The following is a 21,770-nucleotide window of genomic DNA, read 5'->3' on the forward strand; positions in this document are numbered from 1 at the left end:
CCATCTGGCCGGCATCAAGGACCCAAGCGATCTCAAGCGGCTCCCCAGGGAGGCGCTCCCGGAGCTCGCGCAGGAAATCCGGGACCGGATCATCCAGGTCGTCTCGTGCACGGGCGGGCATCTCGCCCCAAGCCTCGGCACGGTGGAGATCACGATCGCGCTCCACGCGATCTACGATACCCCCCGGGACATCCTCATCTGGGACGTGGGCCACCAGGCCTATGGGCACAAGATCCTGACCGGCCGGAATTCCCGGTTCGACACGCTCCGTCAGGAAGGCGGCCTCTCCGGCTTTCCGCGTCGCATGGAGAGCGAGTACGACGCGTTCGGCACGGCCCACGCTTCCACCGCGATCTCGGCGGCCCTGGGATTCGCGTGCGCGCGGGACTTAGCGCGCGGGAATCACAGCGTGATCGCCGTGGTGGGGGACGGGGCGCTGACCGGAGGGCTCGCCTACGAGGGGCTAAACCAGGCGGGCGCTCTCGGCACGGATCTTTTGGTCGTGCTGAACGACAATTCGATGTCGATCTCCCCAAATGTCGGAGCGATCGCGCGCTACTTGACGCGGCTCTCCTCCTCGCCGACCTATCGGCGCCTGGAGCACGACGTGTGGGAGCTCTTGGGCAAGGTTCCGGCGGGGGGACGCGCCCGGAAGCTCGTGAGCCGGGTGAAGGAAGGGATGAAGAACCTCATCATCCCCAACATTCTCTTCGAGGAGCTCGGCTTCAAGTATTACGGTCCGATCGACGGCCACGATCTTCCCAACCTGCTCGAGATCCTGAGCCAGCTCAAGGAAGTGAAGGGACCGGTGCTCCTCCACACGCTCACCCGCAAGGGGAAGGGATACAAATTCTCGGAGGACGACGCGCGGAAATACCACGGCGTCGCCTCCTTCGACAAGCTGACGGGGGCCAGCGCGAAGAAGCCGGCCGCGCCCACGTACACCGAGGTCTACGGCCAGACGCTCCTCCAGATCGCGGCGAACGATCCGAAGATCGTCGCGATCAGCGCCGCGATGGCGGACGGGACCGGTCTCGCGAAGTTCGCGACGACCTATCCGGACCGATTCCACGACGTGGGGATCGCGGAGCAGCACGCCACGTGCTTCGCCGCCGGGATGGCGGCGGCCGGAGCCAAACCTTTCGCCACGATCTACTCCACGTTCCTCCAGCGCGCGTACGACCAGATCGTCCACGACGTCGCGGTCCAACGGCTCCCCGTCCGATTCGCGCTGGACCGGGCCGGGTTCGTCGGCGAGGACGGCGCGACGCACCACGGCCTCTTCGACATCCCATATCTTCGCTGCCTCCCCGGGTTCGTGCTCATGGCCCCCAAGGACGAGAACGAGCTCCGGCACATGCTGGCGACCATGGCGGCTTACGATCAGGGGCCGATCGCGGTCAGGTACCCGCGAGGAAGCGGGCGCGGCGTGTCCATGGATGAAGAGCTCCGGGTGCTGCCGATCGGCGAGGGAGAGCTGGTCCGGCCCGGCAACGACCTGCTCCTCGTCGCGTACGGCACCATGGTGGCGACGGCGGAGCGGACCGCCCAGCTGCTCGCGGGCCGAGGGCTGAGCGCGGCCGTCATCAACGCGAGGTTCGCGAAGCCGCTCGACGAGCGCCTCATCATCGAGTGGGCACGCCGCGTGCCGCGCGTCGCGACGATGGAGGAGGGGGCGATCTCCGGAGGGTTCGGTGAGGCGGTCCTCGAGCTCTTCTCGCGCCATCCGATCCCCGGACTCAAGGCCCGCTGCTTCGGCGTACCCGACCGCTTCTTCGATCACGCGACCCGCGAGTCCCTGTTGAGGGCCGCCGGATTGACGCCCGAACCCATCGCCGCCGAGCTGGAATGCTGGCTCCGCGACGAGCCCCGAACGACCCCGGAACCCATCGCCCCCGCCGTCACGAACGCATGACCCTCCCGCCCCGCCACGTGGGGATCTTCGGGAACCGGGACAAGGACGAGGTTCGCGCGCTCCTCCCGTCGCTCCTCCGCTGGATCCATTCGAAGGGCCGCCGCGCCACGGTGGACCGGAGCCTGGCCCGGGGCGTTCGCGGAGCAGGTCCCGGTCTGCCGCTCACGACGCTCGTGAAGCGGGTCGATGTCCTCCTGGTTCTCGGAGGGGACGGGGCGATGCTCCACGCGGCGCGGGCGGCGAGCCGGACCGGCGTGCCGATCTTCGGAATCAATCTGGGCGGGCTCGGCTTTCTGACGGACACGAACGAGGAATCGCTCTACCCGGTGCTCACCCGGCTCTTTCGGGGCGAGTTCCAGGTGGAGCGGCGGATCATGGTGGAGGCGGTCGTTCGGCAGCGCGGAACCCAACGCGCCTGGATGGCGGTCGGTCTCAACGACGCTGTCATCCACGCGCGCGATCGGTCGCGGGTCGTCGCGATCGACATCGGCATCGGACGGACGCCGATCGGGACGTTGGTGGCCGACGGGCTCATCGTCGCCACCCCGACCGGATCCACGGCCTACTCGCTCTCCGCGGGCGGGCCGATCGTCCGGCCGACCATGGAGGCCCTCATCACCACGCCGATCAGCCCGCACACGCTGGCGTTCCGCCCACTCCTCGTCGGCGCCGACGAGTCGGTGCGGGTGCGCGTGCGATCGGGCCACGCCCCGGCGGCCATCACGGTGGACGGCCAGCTCTCGCGTGAACTGGCGACGAGCGACGAGGTGACGATCCGCCGCGCGAAATCGCACGTGGATCTCCTGGTTCTCGAGCGCGGGTCGTTCTACGAGGTGCTCCGCTCGAAGTTCGCTTGGGCGGAGCTGCCGCGCTCCCGAACGCGACGCGGGTGACCGAATGCTCTCGTGGCTCTCGATCCAGGGGCTCGCTCTTGTGGAATCGGTCGAGCTCGCCTTCGACCCCGGCCTGAACGTCCTCACCGGTGAGACCGGCGCTGGAAAGTCGCTCATTCTAGGATCGATCGGGCTCCTCCTGGGCGAGCGCGCGGACGCGGCCTGGCTCCGCTCGGGCGAGGAGCGGGGCTCGGTCGACGGGACCTTCGAGCTCAAGGACAGGCCGGACTTAGTCGAGTCGCTGCTCCCGCTCGGCGTCGAGCCCGAGGATGGACGGCTCCTCCTTCGGCGCGAGATTCATCCCGACGGGAAGAGCCGGGCGTTCGTGAACGGAAGGCCCTCGCCCGCCTCCCTCCTCAAGACGGTGGGGGACCTGCTCGTCGACCTGCACGGCCAGCACGAGCACCAGCTGCTCCTAAGCCCGGACCGGCAAGCCGACTTCTTCGACGCGTGGGCGGGTCTCCTGGGCGAGCGCCGCGCATTGGAAGAAGAGCGTAGCGCCCTCGTCGAGGAGCGCCAGCAGCTGCGCCGGGAGCGGGAGCGCTGGGAACGGGAGCGCGCCGACGAGGCGACCATCCGGGAGGACTACGAAGAGCTTCGTGTCGCGGCGCTCCATCCGGATGAGGAAGAGAACGCGAAGCGGGACCGCGCGCGCCTTCAGCATCGGGGGCGCCTCCTTCAGGGTTTCGCTGACGCCCGCCGAGGCCTCGCCGGCGAGGAGACCGGCGCCTCGGAGCGGCTGAAAGGGGCGGTCCGGGCAATCCGGGCCCTCGAGAGCCTGGACCCGGATACTTCGTCCCTCGCCGCGGAGGCCGAGCGGATCCTGGACGAGGTTGGCGAGCTCGATGGACGTCTCGAGCGGATGGAGGACGGCCTCTCGGAGGAGCCCGTGGACCTCGAGGCGCTCGAGGCGAGGCTGGACCTGCTCCACCGACTGAAGCGAAAGCACCGGACCGACGTGCCGGGGCTCCTGACGCTCCGGGACACGCTCGAGACGAAGGTGCGGGACTTCGACCCCGCCGGGCGCGAGCTCACGCAGGCGGAGCGGGCCCACGACGATCGCCTCCAGAGGTTCGAGCTCAGGTTGGACGCGCTGATGACGCACCGAGGCGACCGCTTCGGGGCGTTCCAAGAGGACGTGGGCGCGCGGCTCTCGCGGGTCGGGTTCTCGCGCGCCGCGCTCCGGGTCCGCGCGGCGGAGGTCGACCGATCCCGGGCGGCGGTTGACCCCGCCGCGATCCCGACCCTAGAATTCGCGTTCCAACCGAATCCGGGCGAGGCGGAGCGCCCGCTCCGACGAATCGCGTCCGGGGGAGAGCTCTCGCGGGTGATGCTGGCAATCAAATCGTTGATGGCGGAGCGCGATCAGGTGGCTGTCCTCGTATTCGACGAGGTCGACCAGGGGATCGGCGGCGCCGCGGGAGAGGAAGTGGGCCGACTGCTTCGCACGCTCGGTGAACGTCGTCAGGTGCTCTGCATCACGCATCTGCCCCTCATCGCGGCCTATGGCACGCGGCACTTCGAGGTGTCCAAGCAGACGCGGAAGGGGAGGACCACGTCCACGGTCCGGGCGCTGGCTCCCGACGAACGGGAGCTTGAGGTGGCACGATTGCTCGCGGGGGACCGCGTGACGCCGACGACGCGGAAGCAGGCGCGGGAGCTCCTCGACGCGGCCGGCGAGGCGCGCGCCGGTACGCCGACGCGCGTCCGGGGAGCGGGGGCGCGGGCCGCGGGGGCGCGGGGCGCATGATCGGTCCGACCCTGGAGGAATACCGGCGATACGCGCGCGATTCGAACCTGGTCCCGGTCACGCGGGAGATCCTGGCCGACTTTGACACGCCCGTCTCCGCCTTTGCCAAGCTGAATCGCGGGGATGCCTCGTTCCTCCTGGAGAGCCTGGAGGGAGGGGAGACGTGGGGCCGGTTCTCGATCCTCGGCTTTCGACCGTCGATCGAGTTCCGCTCCAAGGGAACGGCCATCGAGATCCACAAGACCCAGCGTCTGACCTCGGATGACCCTCTCGAAGCCCTCCGGTCCCTGCTGAGCGAGTTCCGTGCGGCCCCGGTTCCGGGGCTCCCGCGGTTCAGCGGCGGAGCCGTGGGACTGATCGGCTACGACTACGTCCGATTCCTAGAGAAGCTCCCGGCCCGGCTGAGCGACGATCTCAGCCATCCTGACCTCCACTTCGTCTTCCCCGACATCGTGCTGGTGTTCGACAATTTCCGCCATCGCCTCAGGTTCGTGGTTTGGAGCCGTCCCGATAAGGACCCGGACCGGACGTACCGGGAGGCGGTCGCGGCCATCGACGAAATGGTGGCGCGTCTTGGGGCCCCGCTCCCCGCGGCTCCTCCGACGCCTCATCTGAATGGCGATGTAAAGTTCACAAGCACCATGGGTGAAAAAGCTTACAAAGGCGCAGTATTGAAGGCCAAGGAACACATCCGGGCCGGAGACGTGGTCCAGGTCGTGCTCGCGCACCGGCTCGAGGCGGCTGTCCCGGTGGCCCCGTTCGACGTCTACAGGGCGCTCCGCGTTCTGAATCCGTCGCCCTATATGTTCTATCTACGGTTCGGCGAGCGGGCCGTGGCAGGCTCATCGCCCGAGATCCTGATCCGGGTCAGCGGGGATCGGATCTCGCTTCGACCCATCGCGGGCACTCGTGCCCGGGGCGCCGACCCGGAGAAGGACGAGGCCCTGAGCCGGGAGCTTATGGCGAGCGAGAAGGACCGCGCGGAGCACGTGATGCTGGTCGACCTGGGGCGAAACGACGTCGGGCGGGTCGCGCGCATCGGAAGCGTGAAGACGACCGCCTTCATGACCCTGGAGCGCTACTCCCACGTGATGCACCTGGTGAGTCACGTGGAGGGGAAGCTCCGCGAAGGCCTCGGCCCCTTCGACGTACTGCGCGCCTGCTTTCCCGCGGGCACCGTCAGCGGAGCGCCCAAGAAGCGCGCGATGGAGCTGATCGAGGAGCTGGAGGGAGCGCGTCGCGGTGCCTACGCGGGCGCGATGGGCTACTTCGATTTTCACGGGAACGCCGATTTCTGCATTACGATCCGGACCGCTGTCTTCGACGGCGGCCGCGTTCAGTGCGGGGTCGGGGCAGGGATCGTGGCCGATTCCGATCCGGACGAGGAATGGACGGAGACGCAGAACAAGGGGCGCGCGGTCGAGGAGGCCGTTCGTCTCGCGGCTCGGGGGCTCGACACGTGATCGTGATGATCGACAACTACGACTCCTTCACCTGGAACCTCGTGCAGTATTTCGGGGAGCTTGGCGACACGCCTGTCGTGAAGCGAAACGACGCGATCACGGTCGACGAGATCCTCGCGATGCGGCCGCGGGCGATCGTCATCTCGCCGGGGCCGGGCCGTCCCGCCGCGGCGGGCGTGAGCTCAGACGTCGTGAAGCGCTGCTCCGGGAAGATCCCGATCCTCGGCGTCTGCCTGGGGCACCAGTGCATCGGAGAGGTCTTCGGCGGCAAGGTCGTCCAGGCGGAGCGCTTGGTGCATGGGAAGACCTCCGCCGTCATCCACACTGGGCGCGGGCTCTTCCTCGACATCGACAATCCGTTCCAGGCCACGCGGTATCACTCGTTGATCGTGGCACGCGAGGGTCTCCCGGACTCGCTGCAAGTGATGGCCTGGACCCCGGAGAACGAGATCATGGCGCTCCGGCACAAGGAGCACGAGACGTGGGGAGTCCAATTTCATCCCGAATCGATCCTCACGACGGTCGGGAAGGACATCCTCCGAAACTTCCTCCTCCTTCTGCCAGCACCCACGCCCGCCGGAGGGCGATGATCCGCGAGCTCCTCCCGCGGCTCCTGCGCGGAGATCGGCTCACCCGCGAGGAAGCGGCGGCGGCGATCGGCTCCATCGTCCGCGGTGAAAACGACAACACCGTGGTCGCGGCCTTCCTGGTCTGCTTGGCGCAGCGCGGAGAGTCGGACGAGGAGCTGACCGGTGGGGCCGAGGCGCTCCGCGCCGCGGCCGTTCCGTTCCCGGCGACGAAGGGGCCGATCCTCGATACCTGCGGCACGGGTGGGGACGGCTCGGTCAGGACCGAGATCGCGGACGCTCCAGCCTTCTCGTAGGCCATCGCGATCGCGGCCGGCTCGTACTGCTCTCGAAGAACGCCGGCGCTGGGCGACGAACGCTTCACCTCGGCGCCAAGATCGAGATCGGACCTCACGGCGCCGCGCGCGCGCTCGCCGAGACCGGCTTTTGCTTTCTCTTCGCGAGGCGGTTTCACCCGTCGATGCGAAACGTGGCTTTCGTGCGGGAATCGCTTGGCGTCCGAACCCTTTTCAACTGGCTCGGCCCCCTCGCCAATCCGGCGCGCGCGACGCACCAACTGGTCGGTGTCCCGGAGCGGTCCCGGCTCGAGGCCATGGCGCGCGTCCTCCAGGCCCTGGGGGTCTCGCGGGCGCTCGTGGTCCACGGCGCCGGCGGCCTCGACGAGCTCTCCCTCGAGTCGGGCAATGAGGCGTTCCTTGTAGAGCAGGGGAGCGCGCCTCGCCCGGTATCGATCGAAGCCGCCGCGCTTGGGCTGGCGCCGGCTCCGGCCCCGGCGCTCGGCGGGGGAGACGCGGCACAGAACGCGGTCCACGTGCGCGCTGTCCTATCGGGGGAACGGGGCCCGCGACGGGATGCGGTGGTCTTGAACGCGGCCGCGGCCCTCTGGATCGCCCAGCGGGCCTCGAGCCTGGAAGAGGGCGCGCGCCTCGCGGCGGAGTCGCTTGACTCGGGCGCGGCGAAGAGCACGCTTGAGCGTTACGTCGAGATTTCCCAGACGGCAGGGGAGGAATAGTGGACTTCCTTACCACCATGGCTCGCGAGCGGCGCGAGCTTGTTCTCCGCGAGGAGCGGCGCGTTTCCACGGCCGAGCTTCGCGATCAGGCCGAAATGCGAAGCGCCGACGTCCGGCCCTTCGGTCAGGCGCTCCGCCGCGGCGACCAGGGCGGCGTCCGGGCGATCGCCGAGGTGAAGCGTTCGTCGCCCAGCGCCGGCGTTCTTCGAGAGCAGTACGAGCCGGCCGCGATCGCGATGGCCTACGAGAAGGCTGGAGCGTCCGCGATCTCGGTCCTGACCGAGCCGTCCCGCTTCGGCGGGGCCATCGAGCACCTCTCGCGGGTGCGGGATCGCGTTCAGCTTCCGGTCTTGCTCAAAGATTTCGTGATCCACGAGCGCCAACTCTATCAGGCGCGCGCGGCGGGCGCCGACGCGGTGCTGCTGATCGTGGCCCTCCTGGACTCCACCCAGCTTCTCGATTACGCGTCCCTCGCGCGCGAGCTCTCGCTGGAGCCCTTTCTTGAGATCCACGAGGAGCGCGAGCTGGAGCGCGCGCTCCTGGTCCCCGGGGCTGGAATCGGCGTCAACAACCGGGACTTGCGCTCCCTGGAGATCCGCCAAGGCTGGGCCGAGCGGATCATCCCTAAGATTCCCGCCGACCGGCTCCGCGTGGCGGAGAGCGGATACCGCGAGCCTGCCGAGCTGGAGGCCCTGGGCCGCGCCGGGGCTGACGCGGTCCTGGTCGGGGAGAGCCTTCTCAGGTCGGAGTCCCCGGGGGAAGCGCTCCGCGCGCTCCTCGGAGGGAACGGGGCATCGAAGGGGGACCGAAAGGAATGAGAACTCGGATCAAGATCTGCGGCATCACCCGCGCCGAGGATGCGCGGATGGCCCTCGACGCCGGAGCGGATTATGTCGGCCTGGTCTTGACGAAGAGTCCCCGCCAGCTATCCCTCGAGCAGGCGAAGGCGATCCGCGCCGCTCTTCCGGCGGAGGCGGCCGTCGTCGGCGTGTTCGCCGAAGAGCGCCCGGATCAGGTGGCCCCGTTCGCGCGGGACCTCGCGCTTCACGCGGTCCAGGTAGCCGGGTGGCTCGACGCGAGCCCCGACATCTCGTGCGAGGTCTGGCACGTGCTCCGCGGCGCCGAGCTTCCGGACCCAGCGCAGCTCCCCATGATCCCACTGCGCACGTACCTTCTCGACGCCCATGACCGGACACTCGCGGGGGGTACCGGGAAGCGCTCGGACTGGGCCTGGGCCAAGCTCTGCGTCCAGCACGGCCGGCGCCTCTTCGTGGCGGGAGGTTTGAGCGCCGGGAACGTGGAGTCGCTGATCTTCCAGGTTCGGCCCTTTGGCGTGGACGCATCGAGCGGCCTCGAATCCGAGGTCGGGAAGAAGAGCCTGGAGAAGGTGCGGGCGTTCGTGGAGCGGATCCACGAAGCAGACCGGACCCGCCCGAAGAGCTCGTGAGCGCCGTGAAGCAGAGCGTCGCGCCTACGCCGGGGCGCTTTGGCGAGTTCGGCGGCGTCTACGTCCCGGAAACGCTGATGACGCCGGTGCTCGAGCTGGCCGCCGCCTACGAGGCGGCCCATCGCGATCCGGCGTTCGGGACCGAGCTGGAGCGCGAGCTCCGCGACTTCGCCGGCAGGCCGACACCCCTCCAGCCTGCCCCACGCTTCGCGGAGGCGTCGGGTCTCTCGCGCGTCTACCTGAAGCGGGAAGATCTCCTCCATACGGGCGCCCACAAGATCAACAACGCGATCGGCCAAGCGCTGCTCGCGCGCCGGATGGGGAAGTCCCGCGTGATCGCGGAAACGGGCGCGGGGCAGCACGGTGTCGCGACCGCGACCGTGTGCGCGCGCTACGGCCTCGAGTGCGTCGTGTACATGGGCGAGGTCGACATGGAGCGCCAGCGGCCCAACGTCGAGCGGATGAAGCTGCTGGGCGCCGAGGTGCGGGCCGTCGGCTCGGGGAGCCGCACCCTCAAGGACGCGATCAACGAGGCGATGCGGGACTGGTCGGCCAGCGTCCGCACCACGCACTATCTTCTGGGCTCCGTCCTCGGCCCGCATCCCTACCCGACCATGGTGCGTGATTTCCAGACCGTGATCGGACGCGAGGCCCGCGCTCAGATCGTGGAGCGTGAGAAGCGGCTGCCCGATCTACTCGTCGCCTGCGTCGGGGGCGGGAGCAACTCGATCGGGCTCTTCCACCCGTTCCTGGGGGACGAGAGCGTCGCGATGGTGGGTGTCGAAGCGGGTGGAGAGGGGATCGCGTCGCGACGCCACGCCGCGCGATTCGCCGAGCCCGCCACCGGCGTGCTGCATGGAACCCGCTCGCTCGTGCTTCAGGATTCGGCCGGGCAGGTGAGGGAGACCCACTCGATCTCGGCAGGGCTGGATTATCCAGCCGTGGGTCCCGAGCACGCCGCGCTCGCCGCCGCGGGCAGGGTGCGGTACGACTCGGTCACCGATGACGAGGCTCTGGACGCGTTCGATCTCCTCGCTCGTAGGGAAGGGATCCTCCCCGCGCTGGAATCGGCCCACGCGGTCGCGTACGTCGCGCGGGAGGGGAGGCGGGGCAAGATCGACCGGCAGGCGCTTCTGGTGATCAACCTCTCGGGCCGCGGCGACAAGGACCTTGGAGTCGTCGCGGAGGCCCGGTCGCGGCGGCGCTAGTGCCTCGCGTTCCGGGCGACCATGTGAATTCCCCAGCGGAAGGACGGCACCACAAGCTTCGGCCCAAGGAGCAATAGCTTCGCGGCGTTGAGGGCCATCCCGGCTTCGGGCTCGGTAAAGTCCATGGAGAGGGAATAGGCCGAGCTCGTCACCAAAAGCCCCGCCCTCTCCATGAACGCCGTCAATTCCCGCAGCACGTAGATCCGATTGTGCCCGTGACCGTGAATATCCTCATCGCCCACCTCCCAGGTCGGCCAATCCAGGATGGGCCGATTCAACAGGAGGAGGATGCGCTTTTGAAGAGACGCGAGATTGGGAGTTCCAAAGACAAGCGAGCCCCCGTCGGTGAGCATGCTCTTCAGCTTCGAGAAGATCCGCACCGGATTCGCCAGCAAATGCTCGAATACCTCCGTGAACACGATCACGTCGAATCGCTGCCCGCCGAAGGGCAGCGCCGGAGAGGTGATGTCGTGGGTCTCGAAGCCGATGTCATGGTCGGCGCACCGCTGCCGGAACCCGGAGGTGTAATCGATCGTGAAGATCCTGTGCGGCGTCAGCTTCTTCAGCAGAAACGTGAACTGCGTTGTCCCGATGTCGAGCAGGTCGCCCTGAGTCGGGCAAGCCATTGCCACGAGCCGGAAGATCTCCTGCAGCCGGCGATAGTGCCGCTCTGAGTAGCGGAGCTCGTAGTCCCTGCTGTCGTTCGTGAAGAAGGAGCCGTCGCCCGTCTCACGAGTAACGTTCCATAGCTCTTCCAGGGAGAAATCGCGGCGAGCAGGACCTTCGGACATAGTGGGGCATGGTGCTGGACGTTCCGGGCGTTGTACAGAGTGAAAACGGCGGGCGAACCGCTGGAACGCGTGGTAAAGTCCGTCCCCGACGATGCAGACCATTCCCGGCCCAGCGGTAGAAAGCCCCGCCCGATCCCGCGCGATCCTCGTCGTCCCGTGCTACAACGAGGAGCAGCGCCTGCGCGTGGATGAGTTCGCGGCGTTCTTCGCGGCCGTCCCTGATGTGGACGTGATCTTCGTGGACGACGGGAGCCGTGACCAGACGGCCGCCGTCATCCTCGCCTTCTGCGAGAAGTTTCCGGCTCGCGCCTGGCTGTTGCAGCTGCCGCGAAACGTGGGGAAAGCCGAGGCGGTCCGCCAAGGCTTCCTCGCCGCGCTCGCCAAGCCGGCCGACTTCATCGGCTTCTGGGACGCCGATCTCGCGACGCCGCTCGACGCGGTCCCCAGCTTCCTCGCCCAGTTCGTGGCGCGCCGCGAGCTGGAGATGGTGCTGGGCTCGCGCGTGCTGATGCTGGGCCGTGCCATCGAGCGCAATAAGCTGCGCCACTACGCGGGCCGATGCTTCGCGACGATCGTGTCGTGGATCCTGGACCTCCCGACGTACGACACGCAGTGCGGCGCCAAGCTCTTCCGGGTCACCCCGACCCTGGTCCACATCTTCGGATCTCCATTCCTGTCGCGATGGGTGTTCGACGTGGAGATCCTCGCCAGGCTCTCGGAGGAGCGCGCGCGTTCGGGGGGTCTTCCGTCCAAAGAGTGCGTCGCCGAGCTGCCGCTCCAGGCATGGCAGGATGTAAAAGGCTCAAAGATCGGCCCGTTCGAGATCTTCCGGGTCGTTCGCGACCTGTGGCGGATCCGACGATGGTACATGCAGGCACTGGACGAGGCCGAAGGCATACGGGAGGAATCCGCATCGTCTCCGGGCTCGAGCCAACCGACCCCTGGGGATGCCCCCGCGAAATCGGGCCCTGTGCTGACAACACCGTTCGTGCTCGCGGTCGTTCTTGTATGGGCCGTCGCGTCGCTCCGCCTCTTCTTCAGATCGGGGTCGGGCGAGCACGACACGTTCATGATGGCCGCCGGCGTTGTGCGCGGCGCCCAAACAGGGGACGTGATCAACCCGCTTTGCTATGACCCGGGCCTTCAGTTTCTCTTCTACTACCTCTTCCACTTGTTCACCGTGTCCTGGATTCCATCGGCGGCGAACGTGCTCGGGATCATGAATGTGGCCGGGGGCCTGTCAGGGCTCGCGACCCCATTCCTGCTCGCGATCGTGCTCACTCCGGCCATGCGCGACCCGGCCCGCGCCCGCCTGGCCGTGCTGCTGTTTCTCGTCGGTCCCCTCTACCTCTTCACCGTTTCGTATGGACACCCGTTCTCGGTGGCGCTGCTGGTCTTCCTTCTCTCCTGGGTCCTCCTGCGACCGCTCTTCGGCCTCTCCCAGAGCCGTCTCGGATGGGCCCGGATCGCGGCAGCTGCGGCGATCCAATCCGTCGCGCTCATGATTCGATTCGAGCAGGTCGCCGTCTTCGCGGTGTTGATGCTCGGCGTGGCGGCTCTGGGACGTGAGCGCGTCTGGCGGAGATTGGCGATCTCGGGCGGCACCTTCGCCGCGGCGGTGACCGCGTGGCTCGTGGTCCGGAATCTCCTTGTACCCCACGGCAAGTCGTTCGCAAGCAAGGTCCCCGTTCTGCTCAGCGCGCTTCATCCCGCGCAGGCAAGGTGGGGCACGGTCCACTTACTTTCCGAGGTGGGCTTGCCGCTCCTGGCCGGCGGCGCGTGGATCGCGTTCGACGCGGCCCGCAGACGGAAATTCGGGCTCCTCCTTCTGGGCTTGGCCGGCGTTCTGCCGACCATCGCCATCTACCTCGGAAACCCAAGCCCGCCGAGGCATTTCTACGTCGCGGCGCTCGGGCTCGCGTGCCTGATCGCGGCCGGCATCTCCAGCCGGCGGATCACGCGCTGGAATGTGGCGCTTCCCGTCATCCTGGCCGGGAACCTCGTGCTCCCATGGGCGCTGATGGCCGTGGATGGGAGGACCTATCCGGATCGCGCGATGGTCACCTACAACGTCCTCGAGCGCACGGAGAGGGACAAGGCGCAGATCCGAGCCGCGTTTCCGTTCTACGCCCGCCTCATGGAGCAGGCGCACGGCCGGACAGTCGTGGTCTTTGGGAGCTGGATCCACGTCGCGGAGCTCATGTCGGGCCTTGTCGATGTTCCGGGCACCACCATCGGACGGGCTTCGATCTCCGGTGTGAAGTCCGCGCTGGAGATGCGCGGGCTCGGCATGGACGTGTACGCGGTCGAGACCTACGATCCCGCTTACGTGGAGGCCGCCGAGAAGGAACTGCGAAAGACGAACCCGGACGTCATGATCGTTTCCCTCGTCGAGGGTGGTCCCAGGATCAACGATCTGCACCTGACGATTCCCTCCGAGGTCTACTGGTGGGGGGCGTAGCAGGATGGCCCTGCCGCGCGTGTGATCTCCGCGCCCGAAGCGCTCAAGCGTCTCCGCGAAGGGAACCGCCGATTCGCGTCCGAAGCCGGCAGCGCGCGCGAGGTCGCGACGCCGGCGCGCCGGCGCGAGCTCGCCGCGGGCCAAGAGCCCTTCGCGATCATTCTCGGGTGCTCCGACTCGCGAGTGCCGGCCGAGATGGTCTTCGATCAAGGACTCGGCGAGCTCTTCGTGATCCGGGTCGCCGGCAATATCGTCGCGCCTTCGCAGGTCGGGAGCGTCGAGTTCGCCGCGGAGCGGTTCGGCACGCTGCTGTCGGTGGTTCTGGGCCACTCGAAGTGCGGCGCCATTCAGGCGACGCTCGAGGAGCTGATGCGCCCTCGCGAAGCCCAATCGCGAAATCTGCAGTCGATCGTCGACCGCATCCGGCCGTCCGTGGAGCCGCTGCTCGCGACCCACCTGCGCCACGAGCACGACGCTCTGGTGGAGGAGGCCGTTCGGGCCAACATCCGCCGGTCCGCGAGCCAGCTCCGCCACGGTTCCGAGATTCTCGACCACCTCGTTCGGAACGACGGATTCGTGGTGGTGGGGGCGGAGTATTCACTGGACACCGGGATCGTCGACTTCTTCGACGGCGCGCCGGGGGACTAGGGCGCGGCTCCCGGGCCTTTCCAGACCGGGCTCGACTCTGTAGAATGATCCGTTCTTGCGCCCGTAGCTCAGCTGGATAGAGCGTCTGCCTCCGGAGCAGAAGGCCAGGGGTTCGAATCCCTTCGGGCGCACCAACTCAAACATGGCCGATTCCCCGAGTTCGTTCCGCTGGACCGAGCGGCGTATGGCGCGCCTCGCCACAATGCTGATCAGCGGCGCGGTCGTGGTGGCTGATCTTCTTCTCCTGTTCGTCTTCGTACGGTCCGCTTCCACCCTCCCTGGGGGCTGGAAGGCCTACTGGTATATCCCCGCGGCGATCGCCGGCGTATTCCTCTTCGCCCTGTATCGCTTCCGCCGTCAGCTCTTCCTTTTCCTCCAGGACGAATAGCGCGCAAATCGGGGCACGGAGATTGCATTTAACTCCGCGCCGTGGAGTCCCAGTCCCGGAAAATCATGCAACCTGCAACGGATGACCTTGCAGGCAACGAGCTGTTCTTTGCCACCCTCCAGGAAATTACCAGCCTGATCAATGGCGGGAGGGCGCAGGAGACCATCTTCGAGTCGGTCTTGAGCTGCGCGCTCCAGATGCTCCACGCCCAGGCGGTCTTCCTCATCACGGTGGACGGCGGTCGGATTCGGAAGTTCGCGCGCCGCGTCTCCCCGGATGGTCAGCTCCACAACCTCGAGCGCTACGAGCTGCCGAATCACGCCGGAATCTCGCGCTGGGTGCTCCTCGAGGGCCAGCCGGTGCACGTGCCGGACGTCGGCACGGATCCGCGGTACCACCCGAGCGTCGACTCCCTACCGGGCCTGCGGACGTCGGCGGTCCTGGCCGCGCCCCTCAAGGTAAGGGACGCGGTCCTCGGCGTGCTGGTGGCGGTGAACCGGGTCCAGTCGACGCCGTTCGATATGCGCCATCTTCGCGTTCTCTCGCTCCTCGCGAACCAGACCGCGATCGCGATCGAGAACGGGAAGCTCTATCGGCGCGCGGAACAGCTGGCGGTGACCGACGACTTGACCCAGGTCTACAACTACCGATTCCTGAAAATGGCGCTCCGGCGCGAAGTGAAGCGCGCGGCCCGATTCAGTCAGCGGTTCTCCGTGCTGATGATCGACGTGGACAATCTGAAACGCTACAACGACCAGAACGGGCATCTGCGGGGGAGCGAGGTGCTCCGCCAGGTCGCCCAGATCCTGGTGCGGGAGGCGCGCTCGATCGACCTGGTGGCCAAGTACGGCGGGGACGAGTTTGTCGTCATCCTTCCGCAGACGCTGCGGGACGGCGCCCACGTGCTCGCCGAGCGGGTGAAGCAGTCGGTCGAGTCGACCGCGTTTCCCCTCGTGCTCCCCGGCGTGATCACGGTCAGCCTCGGCGTCGCGACCTACCCCGAGAACGGCTTTACCGCGGGGGAGCTTTTGGAAGCAGCCGACCTCGGCCTTTATTCCGCGAAGCAGGCCGGCAAGAACCAGGTCGCGGCCGCGCCAGAGATCCCCGCAGGCACGGCCCGCGCCAAGATGGAGGGTTCGAACAGCCCCGAGGAGGGGGACGGGGAATCGTTTTGACTCACCACGCGGGCCCCGCTAAGGTCTGCCCGTGCCCGCAACGCTTCACGACCCCGCGCTAGTTCTCCTCTCGCTTCTCGCCGTCGGATCTCTTGTCTTTGGCGCGCGCGCGATCATCACCACGGGCCGCATTTCCCCGCCCTCCCTCCGAAAGGTGCTCCACGCCGCGGTGGGGGCGTGGACCCTCCTCGTCACCCCCTTTTTCCAGCATCTCGGCTGGGCGGTGGTCCCTCCCGTTCTGTTCGGCGCGCTGAACGCGTCGGGGAAGGCCAAGAGCCTCATGCCGACGATGGCTGAGACGCCCGCGGAGGCACGCGGGCTATGGACGTTCCCGCTCGGGGTGCTCGTCACCTACCTCCTCTTCTGGGAGGAGAGCGGTCGAAGAGCGATTCTGGCAGGTCTCGCGGCGCTCGCCTTCGCGGATCCGATCGCTGCGGTCGTCGGCTCCCGATTCGGTCAACGGCGCTTCCAAGGGTTTGGGCACGGCCGTACCGTCGAAGGGTCGGCCGCGTTCTTCCTGGTGGCCGGAATCGGGATCGGGCTTGTGGCGTCGGGAGGCGGGGGAGAGGCGTTCCCCTGGCGCATGGGGATCGGATGCGGCCTCGCGGGGGCGGCGGCCGAGGCGCTCACGCCGTCCGGATGGGACAACGTGACGATCCCGCTCACCGTCGCCGCCGCTTACAACCTCCTCGCTTGAGATGCTGATCACGGGCGCAACCGTCGTCGCGCTCGCGCTGGCAACGGCCGGTGCCGTGGTCGTTCGGGTCACGGGGCAGGGGACCCGGGCGGGCGCGGGCGCGGGGCTGGTCGTCGCGTACCTCTGCATCCTTGGCCTGGGCCCAGGCGCGCTCCTCCCGCTCGCTGTGTTTGTTCTCGGGGCGGGCGCCCTCACGCGCCTCGGCCGCCCGACGAAGCAAGCTGCCGGCGCCGCCGAGGCGAATGAAGGGAGGCGCGGCGGATGGCACGTCGCGGCGAAGCTCGGCATTCCGGCTCTCCTCGGGATCGCCGGGATCCTAGGGCACCGTGGTCCCCCACTTTCGTTCGCTTTCGCCGCCGCGTTGGCGGGCGCGTTCGCGGATACGAGCGGGACGGAGATCGGGCCTCTGGGAGGCGGCTTCGCGTTCGCGCTCCGCGATGGACGTTTCAGGCGTCTGCCACACGGGACGCCGGGGGGAATCAGCATGACCGGCTTGATCGCCTCGGCGGTGGCGGCCGCTGCCGTGGCCTGGGCCTCGGCCCTCTCGGGGCTCATCGGCGGATCCTCGGGACCGGGCATCGTCGCCGCCGCGGGGTTCAGCGCGGCGTTGCTCGAGAGCGTGATCGCCGCGACGCCGCTGGGCCGGCCGCTCCGACACTTCGGAAGGAACGTCATGGTGTCGGCGGTCGCCTCCGCGATCGGCTACTGGGCGGGTTCGTCGGGTTGGGGAAGAGCGTGACCAAGGAGATCGTCTGCGTCGTGGGGGCTCGGCCGAATTTCATGAAGATGGCGCCAATCCTAGAGTCGCTCCGGCCCAACCCCGAGATCCAACCCTTCCTCGTTCACACGGGCCAGCATTACGACGCGGAGATGTCCCGTGTCTTCTTTGACGAGCTCGGCCTCCCGGAGCCGGATCAAAATCTCGAGATCGGCAGCGGCACCCACGGGCGCCAGACCGGGCAGATCATGAGCGCCTTCGACGCGCTCCTCGAAGGTCGGAGCACGAGCGCCGTGGTCGTGGTGGGCGACGTCAACTCCACGATGGCGTGCGGCCTCGTCGCCGTGAAACGCGGTATCCCCCTGGCGCACGTGGAGGCGGGCCTTCGAAGCTGGGATCGGAGTATGCCGGAGGAGATCAACCGGCTGGTGACCGATGCGGTCTCTGATCTCCTCTTCGCGACCTCCGAGGACGCGGTCACCAACCTGGCCGCCGAGGGCATTCCGGCCTCACGGGTGCGGTTGGTCGGCAACCCGATGATCGACACACTCAGACGGAACGAGCCGGCGGCCCGTGGGAAGCGGACCTGGGAGCGCTTCGGTCTTTCCGAGCGTGGTTACGCGCTCGTGACCCTGCATCGACCGAGCAACGTAGATAATTCCAATAATCTTCGGGCAATCCTTCACGCGCTGGATGAACTTTCCCGACGCATCCCGATTCTATTTCCGGCGCATCCCCGAACGCTGGAGCGAATTCGCCGAGGGGATATCCGGCCGGGCGTCGCGCTCACCCTGACCCGCCCCGTGGGGTACCTCGATTTCCTCAGCCTCATGACGGCGGCCCGTTTCGTTTTGACGGACAGCGGCGGCGTCCAGGAAGAAACCACGGCTCTCGGGGTACCTTGTTTGACGCTCCGCGAAAATACGGAGCGACCGGTGACGGTCTCGGAAGGGACCAACAAAATCCTCGGGGCTGACCCAGCAGCGATCGTGTCCGCCGCTGAGGAGTTGCTCCAAGGGGGCCCGCCAAGCCCTCGTTTTCCAGCATTGTGGGACGGTCACGCCGGCCAACGCATCGCGGCCGAGCTCGGTGAGTTTCTCGGGTGCCCTTGACAGGGTGGAGGGGTGTTGATAGACTCATTCGATGCCAGGTATGTTCAATAGGAGCAACGTGATCCCCGTGTCCTACACGCTGGACAACGGCGGCGTTGGGGGAATGGCTTCCATCTTGCTCCGCGGCCTTTGGATCGGACTCGTGGCGGCCGTTTGGATCGGGATTAGCGTCTCCCCGACCCTCGCCCAGGAGGCCCCTGCGGGCAACGCGAACAACGCAAATAAGAAGATCGAGCGCGGCGACATCATCCGTGTCGATGTCGCGGGCCGGCAAGATCTCTCGGGCCTGTACACCGTGGACAACAATGGGATGATTACGCTCCCGATGGTGGGAACGGTGAGCGCGGGGAGCCGTACGGTCAGCGACCTCACATCGGACCTGTCGCGCCGTTACTCGTTGATTGACCGGGACATCCTGAGAGTCACGGCCTCGCTGGCGGAATATCGGACCGGGAAAATCTACGTGCTGGGCGGGGTCGTCCGACCAGGTGGGTACAGCTTCTCGGAGATGCCGAACGTCTGGGACGCGATCGCGGAGGCGGGAGGGGCCACCCAGGATGCGATCCTGACCGCGGTCGAGATCATCCCCGCGGACCCGAAATCCGGTCGCGCGTCCCGTGCCATCGACGTCGCGGCGGCCATGCAGGCTGGGAGGCTGGACAAGCTCGAGCGGCTTCGTCCAGGCGACACGGTCCGAATTCCAAGGACCAGCGGCCAAGGGGCCGTCGATTCGAACGTCGTCTATATCTTTGGAGCGATCATGACGCCTGGAGCGCACCCTTACGCTCCGGACCTTGTGACGGCGCTCATCCGCGCCGGCGGCCCATCGCCCGACGCGAATCTCAGGAATGTCGAGATCGTGCGCAGGAGCGGGTTGGGCGTCTTGAGCCTCAAAATCGACATGAGAAACTATTTGGGCCGCGGCGACCTCTCGGGAAACCCGGCGCTGCAAACAGGGGACACCGTCTATTTGCCCCGGATGAGGGCCTCTTCCAAGGCGACCACCGTGCTTGCGGTGCTTGCTCCGTTGGCGGCCCTCGTCACATCCATCGTCGTCTTGACCCGTAGGTAGGCAGTCCTGATGGAAAGCTTGGAACAATCCTCCCCGCGTCAAATCGACCTCAGAGCCATTTTCTGGAAGGCCGTTCACTACCGGTGGGTGATCGCATTCCCGATTCTCGCCGTCGGGTGCGCCGCCTTTCTCTACGTCAAGATGACGCCGTCCCGATACGACTCGCACGTGATCATTTCTCTGGGAGACCGCGTCAAGGTATCCGAGGCCCTCGAGCCGTTGGTCAAGACGAGTCAGGGGGGCGATCTCCTCAAGGATCGAATGAACCTTCTGGAAAACCGCATCAACAGCCGGCCGTTCCTGAACGAAGTCGCCACCCGGCTCGGCATCACGCGCGATCCCGTCCTGATCCAGGAGGCGACCGTGGCCGCGGCACGGCTCGGGGACATCACCCCCCAGGAGTACGCCCTCCGCTCGGCTGTGATGTCATTGGCCGGACGCATCAAATTGACGCCCCTGGAAGGCCCGCTCGTGCGTCTCACGGCGAGCGGATCAAGCCCACGATCCGCTCTGAACGTCGCTTCGACCATCGCGACTCTCCTCCTCGAGGAGAATCAGCGTGCCTCGGAGCAGCGGGCGCAGGCGAGAATCGATTTCAGCTCGGAGCAGAGCGCCGTTTACGAGGAGCGCCTGCATAAGTCGGAAGCGACTCTCGAGGCCTTTCAGAAATCGCTGATCGGAAAGGGCATCTCGAGCAACGAGGTGACCGCGGACAACGTCGATCGGGCCAAATCGTTGATCCGGGATAGCGACGAGGAGATCGAGCAGATTCGCGCGCGGCTCCAATCCGGTCGGGCCGAATCGGTGAGCCGCGGGGAGTCGTTCGATACCTCGACACCGCTCTCGAGCCAGACGCTGACGAACCTGGACGTACGGCTGACGCAGCTTGAGATCAATTACGCCCTGGGGGCCCTGCGAGAAGAGGCGCATCCCGGAGGGGTCATTTCTCTCAAGTCCCAGATCGGTCAGGTCCGGCAGCTCCTCTTCCAGGAATGTCAGTCCCTCTCGCTTGCCATCCCGGGCGACATCTCCGACGAAGCCCGGAATGCCGCGGCGGGGGCGGCGCTCGATCGGGCCATCCTGCACTCGCTCCGCGAAAAGAGGGATCGCGTGCAGCGAATGGTTGACGCCTACACTCACAGCCTCGTCGAGTCGCCGTCGCAGCAGATCGAGCTGCAGCGGCTCCAGGCCGAGGTGACGTCGAATCGGGAGCTTTTGCTGGCTCTCCGAAAGGAAGAGTCCTCCTCCAACATTTCCGAGGCGCTGGAGAACAGCCAGCTCGGGCTCCAGATCAGCGTCGCCGAGCCCGCGCAGCTTCCGCTGTCGGCCGCATTTCCGGACCGCAACAAGATCATGGGCACGGCCCTTCTGCTGGGGGTGCTGCTTTCCGTGGGCCTCGTCTTGGGGATCGAGCGGTTTGGCGCGACGCTTCGCAGCATCGAAGACGCCGAACGGGAGTTCAGCGCGCCTGTGATCGGAGCCATTCCTCGGGTCGAGGGGTGGCCACGTCCCGGCTCCTTCCTGATGAACAACTGGCCGATGATGGCCATCATGCTGGTCGTCGTGGCGACAACCGTCCTCTACGTCACCCAGATTGCCATGCACACGAACCGCTCCGCCCGCGTGACAACGTCGGGTCAGCAGCGGTAAGCCGACCTCCGCGCGTGTCCAGAAACCGTCCGCGGACCCTCTTTCAAGACCTGGATATCGACGCGCCTCACGTCACCGAGGCGCGCCGAATTCTTCAAATCCTGAGCCGCAGCCGAAAGGACGGCGAGCGGCGCGTCTATCTTGTGACGAGTGCCTGTGGCGGGGAAGGGAAGAGCACGATTGCCTCGATGCTGGCCCTGGTCGCAGCCCGCATTTTCCACAAAAGGACCCTCATCATCGACGGCGACATGCACCGGCCGACGCTTCACCGGCTCCTGGGGTTGACGCAACACCCGGGACTCTTCGAGGCGCTTCGGGCGCCGGATTCAGAGATCATCGCTCCGCGCGCGACGCCGCTCCCGATGCTCTTCGCGCTCCCGAGCGGGATCGCTCGGGGGCCGATCGCGGGCGCCTACGAGGACGGAGCGTTCCGTACCCTCCTCGATAAATACCGGACCGCCTTTGATCTCATCTTCATCGATGCGGCCCCGGCGGTACCGGCCGTGGAGCCGATCTTGATGGCCGAGCACGTCGACGCGCTGCTGATCGTGGCGATGGCCGGGCGAACGCCCGCATCCTTGGCGCGGCGGCTGCATCAAATCTTGACTCCGATGGCATCCAAGGTCGCCGGTGTGATCCTCAACAACGCGGCCGAAGAGCTGCCCTATTACCACGACTACCGCTATTACGGCTACAGACCGGCATCGGTGCGCCACTCGAAGACGCACCCGCCCGCGGCCAGGTCCGCCGGTTCGCCCGCGCCGCGACGCTAGACCCGTTCCT

At 67.2% G+C, this 21,770-nt stretch carries 21 protein-coding genes and 1 tRNA gene; 21 read left to right on the forward strand and 1 reads right to left on the reverse strand.

Translation table 11 applies throughout. The annotated features are described in order from the left end of the window. The first annotated feature begins 4 nt into the window (after positions 1-4). The 10 genes from dxs (at position 5) to trpB (ending at position 10,275) form a co-directional block, all read left to right on the forward strand. Positions 5-1,915: a 1-deoxy-D-xylulose-5-phosphate synthase gene (dxs, locus tag E6K79_08035; protein TMQ64256.1), complete on the forward strand. Its 1,911-nt coding sequence runs from the start codon at positions 5-7 to the stop codon at positions 1,913-1,915. Continuing rightward, positions 1,849-2,808 (forward strand): NAD(+)/NADH kinase, encoded by a 960-nt coding sequence (locus E6K79_08040; protein ID TMQ64222.1) that lies wholly within the window; start codon positions 1,849-1,851, stop codon positions 2,806-2,808. Before dxs ends, E6K79_08040 begins: the two co-directional genes overlap by 67 nt. Before the next feature lie 4 nt (positions 2,809-2,812). Beyond that, a complete protein-coding gene (gene recN, locus E6K79_08045) occupies positions 2,813-4,558 on the forward strand; it encodes a DNA repair protein RecN (GenBank protein ID TMQ64223.1) in 1,746 nt (581 codons plus the stop codon). Beyond that, a complete protein-coding gene (gene trpE, locus E6K79_08050; GenBank protein TMQ64224.1) occupies positions 4,555-6,021 on the forward strand; it encodes an anthranilate synthase component I in 1,467 nt (488 codons plus the stop codon). The genes recN and trpE overlap by 4 nt, the downstream gene beginning before the upstream one ends. After that, a complete protein-coding gene (locus E6K79_08055; GenBank protein TMQ64225.1) occupies positions 6,018-6,611 on the forward strand; it encodes an aminodeoxychorismate/anthranilate synthase component II in 594 nt (197 codons plus the stop codon). Before trpE ends, E6K79_08055 begins: the two co-directional genes overlap by 4 nt. Continuing rightward, the gene (locus E6K79_08060; protein TMQ64226.1) at positions 6,608-6,904 is read left to right on the forward strand and encodes a hypothetical protein; all 297 of its coding nucleotides are present in this window, start codon (positions 6,608-6,610) and stop codon (positions 6,902-6,904) included. The genes E6K79_08055 and E6K79_08060 overlap by 4 nt, the downstream gene beginning before the upstream one ends. Then, positions 6,733-7,620, forward strand: a complete 888-nt coding sequence (gene trpD / locus E6K79_08065) for an anthranilate phosphoribosyltransferase (protein TMQ64227.1) — start codon at positions 6,733-6,735, stop codon at positions 7,618-7,620. The genes E6K79_08060 and trpD overlap by 172 nt, the downstream gene beginning before the upstream one ends. Then, a complete protein-coding gene (locus tag E6K79_08070) occupies positions 7,620-8,438 on the forward strand; it encodes an indole-3-glycerol-phosphate synthase (GenBank protein TMQ64228.1) in 819 nt (272 codons plus the stop codon). Before trpD ends, E6K79_08070 begins: the two co-directional genes overlap by 1 nt. Beyond that, entirely contained in the window at positions 8,435-9,067 is a 633-nt protein-coding gene (locus E6K79_08075; protein ID TMQ64229.1) for a phosphoribosylanthranilate isomerase, read from the forward strand. The genes E6K79_08070 and E6K79_08075 overlap by 4 nt, the downstream gene beginning before the upstream one ends. Positions 9,068-9,144: 77 nt before the next feature. Next, a complete protein-coding gene (gene trpB / locus E6K79_08080; protein ID TMQ64257.1) occupies positions 9,145-10,275 on the forward strand; it encodes a tryptophan synthase subunit beta in 1,131 nt (376 codons plus the stop codon). On the opposite strand, the gene E6K79_08085 is transcribed toward trpB, so the two are convergent. After that, a complete protein-coding gene (locus tag E6K79_08085) occupies positions 10,272-11,168 on the reverse strand; it encodes a class I SAM-dependent methyltransferase (GenBank protein ID TMQ64230.1) in 897 nt (298 codons plus the stop codon). The two genes, trpB and E6K79_08085, sit on opposite strands and share 4 nt — an antisense overlap. On the opposite strand from E6K79_08085, the gene E6K79_08090 reads away from it, so the two are divergent. The 11 genes from E6K79_08090 (at position 11,158) to E6K79_08140 (ending at position 21,760) form a co-directional block, all read left to right on the forward strand. Then, positions 11,158-13,527 carry a glycosyltransferase gene (locus E6K79_08090; GenBank protein ID TMQ64231.1) on the forward strand — a complete coding sequence of 790 codons (2,370 nt, stop codon included), beginning with the start codon at positions 11,158-11,160 and terminating at the stop codon, positions 13,525-13,527. The two genes, E6K79_08085 and E6K79_08090, sit on opposite strands and share 11 nt — an antisense overlap. Before the next feature lie 21 nt (positions 13,528-13,548). Then, positions 13,549-14,175, forward strand: a complete 627-nt coding sequence (locus E6K79_08095; GenBank protein ID TMQ64232.1) for a carbonic anhydrase — start codon at positions 13,549-13,551, stop codon at positions 14,173-14,175. A gap of 57 nt (positions 14,176-14,232) precedes the next feature. Beyond that, positions 14,233-14,309: transfer RNA gene (locus tag E6K79_08100), tRNA-Arg, on the forward strand. Positions 14,310-14,359: 50 nt separating this feature from the next. Beyond that, the gene (locus tag E6K79_08105; GenBank protein ID TMQ64233.1) at positions 14,360-14,563 is read left to right on the forward strand and encodes a hypothetical protein; all 204 of its coding nucleotides are present in this window, start codon (positions 14,360-14,362) and stop codon (positions 14,561-14,563) included. A gap of 65 nt (positions 14,564-14,628) precedes the next feature. Further along, a complete protein-coding gene (locus E6K79_08110; protein TMQ64234.1) occupies positions 14,629-15,738 on the forward strand; it encodes a sensor domain-containing diguanylate cyclase in 1,110 nt (369 codons plus the stop codon). 31 nt (positions 15,739-15,769) lie between these two features. Further along, positions 15,770-16,435: a hypothetical protein gene (locus E6K79_08115; protein ID TMQ64235.1), complete on the forward strand. Its 666-nt coding sequence runs from the start codon at positions 15,770-15,772 to the stop codon at positions 16,433-16,435. Between the two features lies 1 nt (position 16,436). After that, positions 16,437-17,174 (forward strand): DUF92 domain-containing protein, encoded by a 738-nt coding sequence (locus tag E6K79_08120; GenBank protein TMQ64236.1) that lies wholly within the window; start codon positions 16,437-16,439, stop codon positions 17,172-17,174. Between the two features lie 41 nt (positions 17,175-17,215). Next, complete coding sequence (locus E6K79_08125; GenBank protein TMQ64258.1) at positions 17,216-18,265, forward strand: UDP-N-acetylglucosamine 2-epimerase (non-hydrolyzing); 1,050 nt, start codon at positions 17,216-17,218, stop codon at positions 18,263-18,265. 31 nt (positions 18,266-18,296) lie between these two features. Continuing rightward, positions 18,297-19,337, forward strand: coding sequence for a hypothetical protein (locus tag E6K79_08130; protein ID TMQ64237.1), 1,041 nt, complete (start codon positions 18,297-18,299; stop codon positions 19,335-19,337). 9 nt (positions 19,338-19,346) lie between these two features. After that, positions 19,347-20,987, forward strand: coding sequence for a hypothetical protein (locus E6K79_08135; GenBank protein ID TMQ64238.1), 1,641 nt, complete (start codon positions 19,347-19,349; stop codon positions 20,985-20,987). Next, the gene (locus E6K79_08140; protein ID TMQ64239.1) at positions 20,669-21,760 is read left to right on the forward strand and encodes a CpsD/CapB family tyrosine-protein kinase; all 1,092 of its coding nucleotides are present in this window, start codon (positions 20,669-20,671) and stop codon (positions 21,758-21,760) included. The genes E6K79_08135 and E6K79_08140 overlap by 319 nt, the downstream gene beginning before the upstream one ends. Positions 21,761-21,770 lie beyond the last annotated feature (10 nt).

The sequence above is a fragment of the Candidatus Eisenbacteria bacterium genome (assembly GCA_005893305.1).
Classification (GTDB): Bacteria; Eisenbacteria; RBG-16-71-46; order SZUA-252; family SZUA-252; genus WS-9.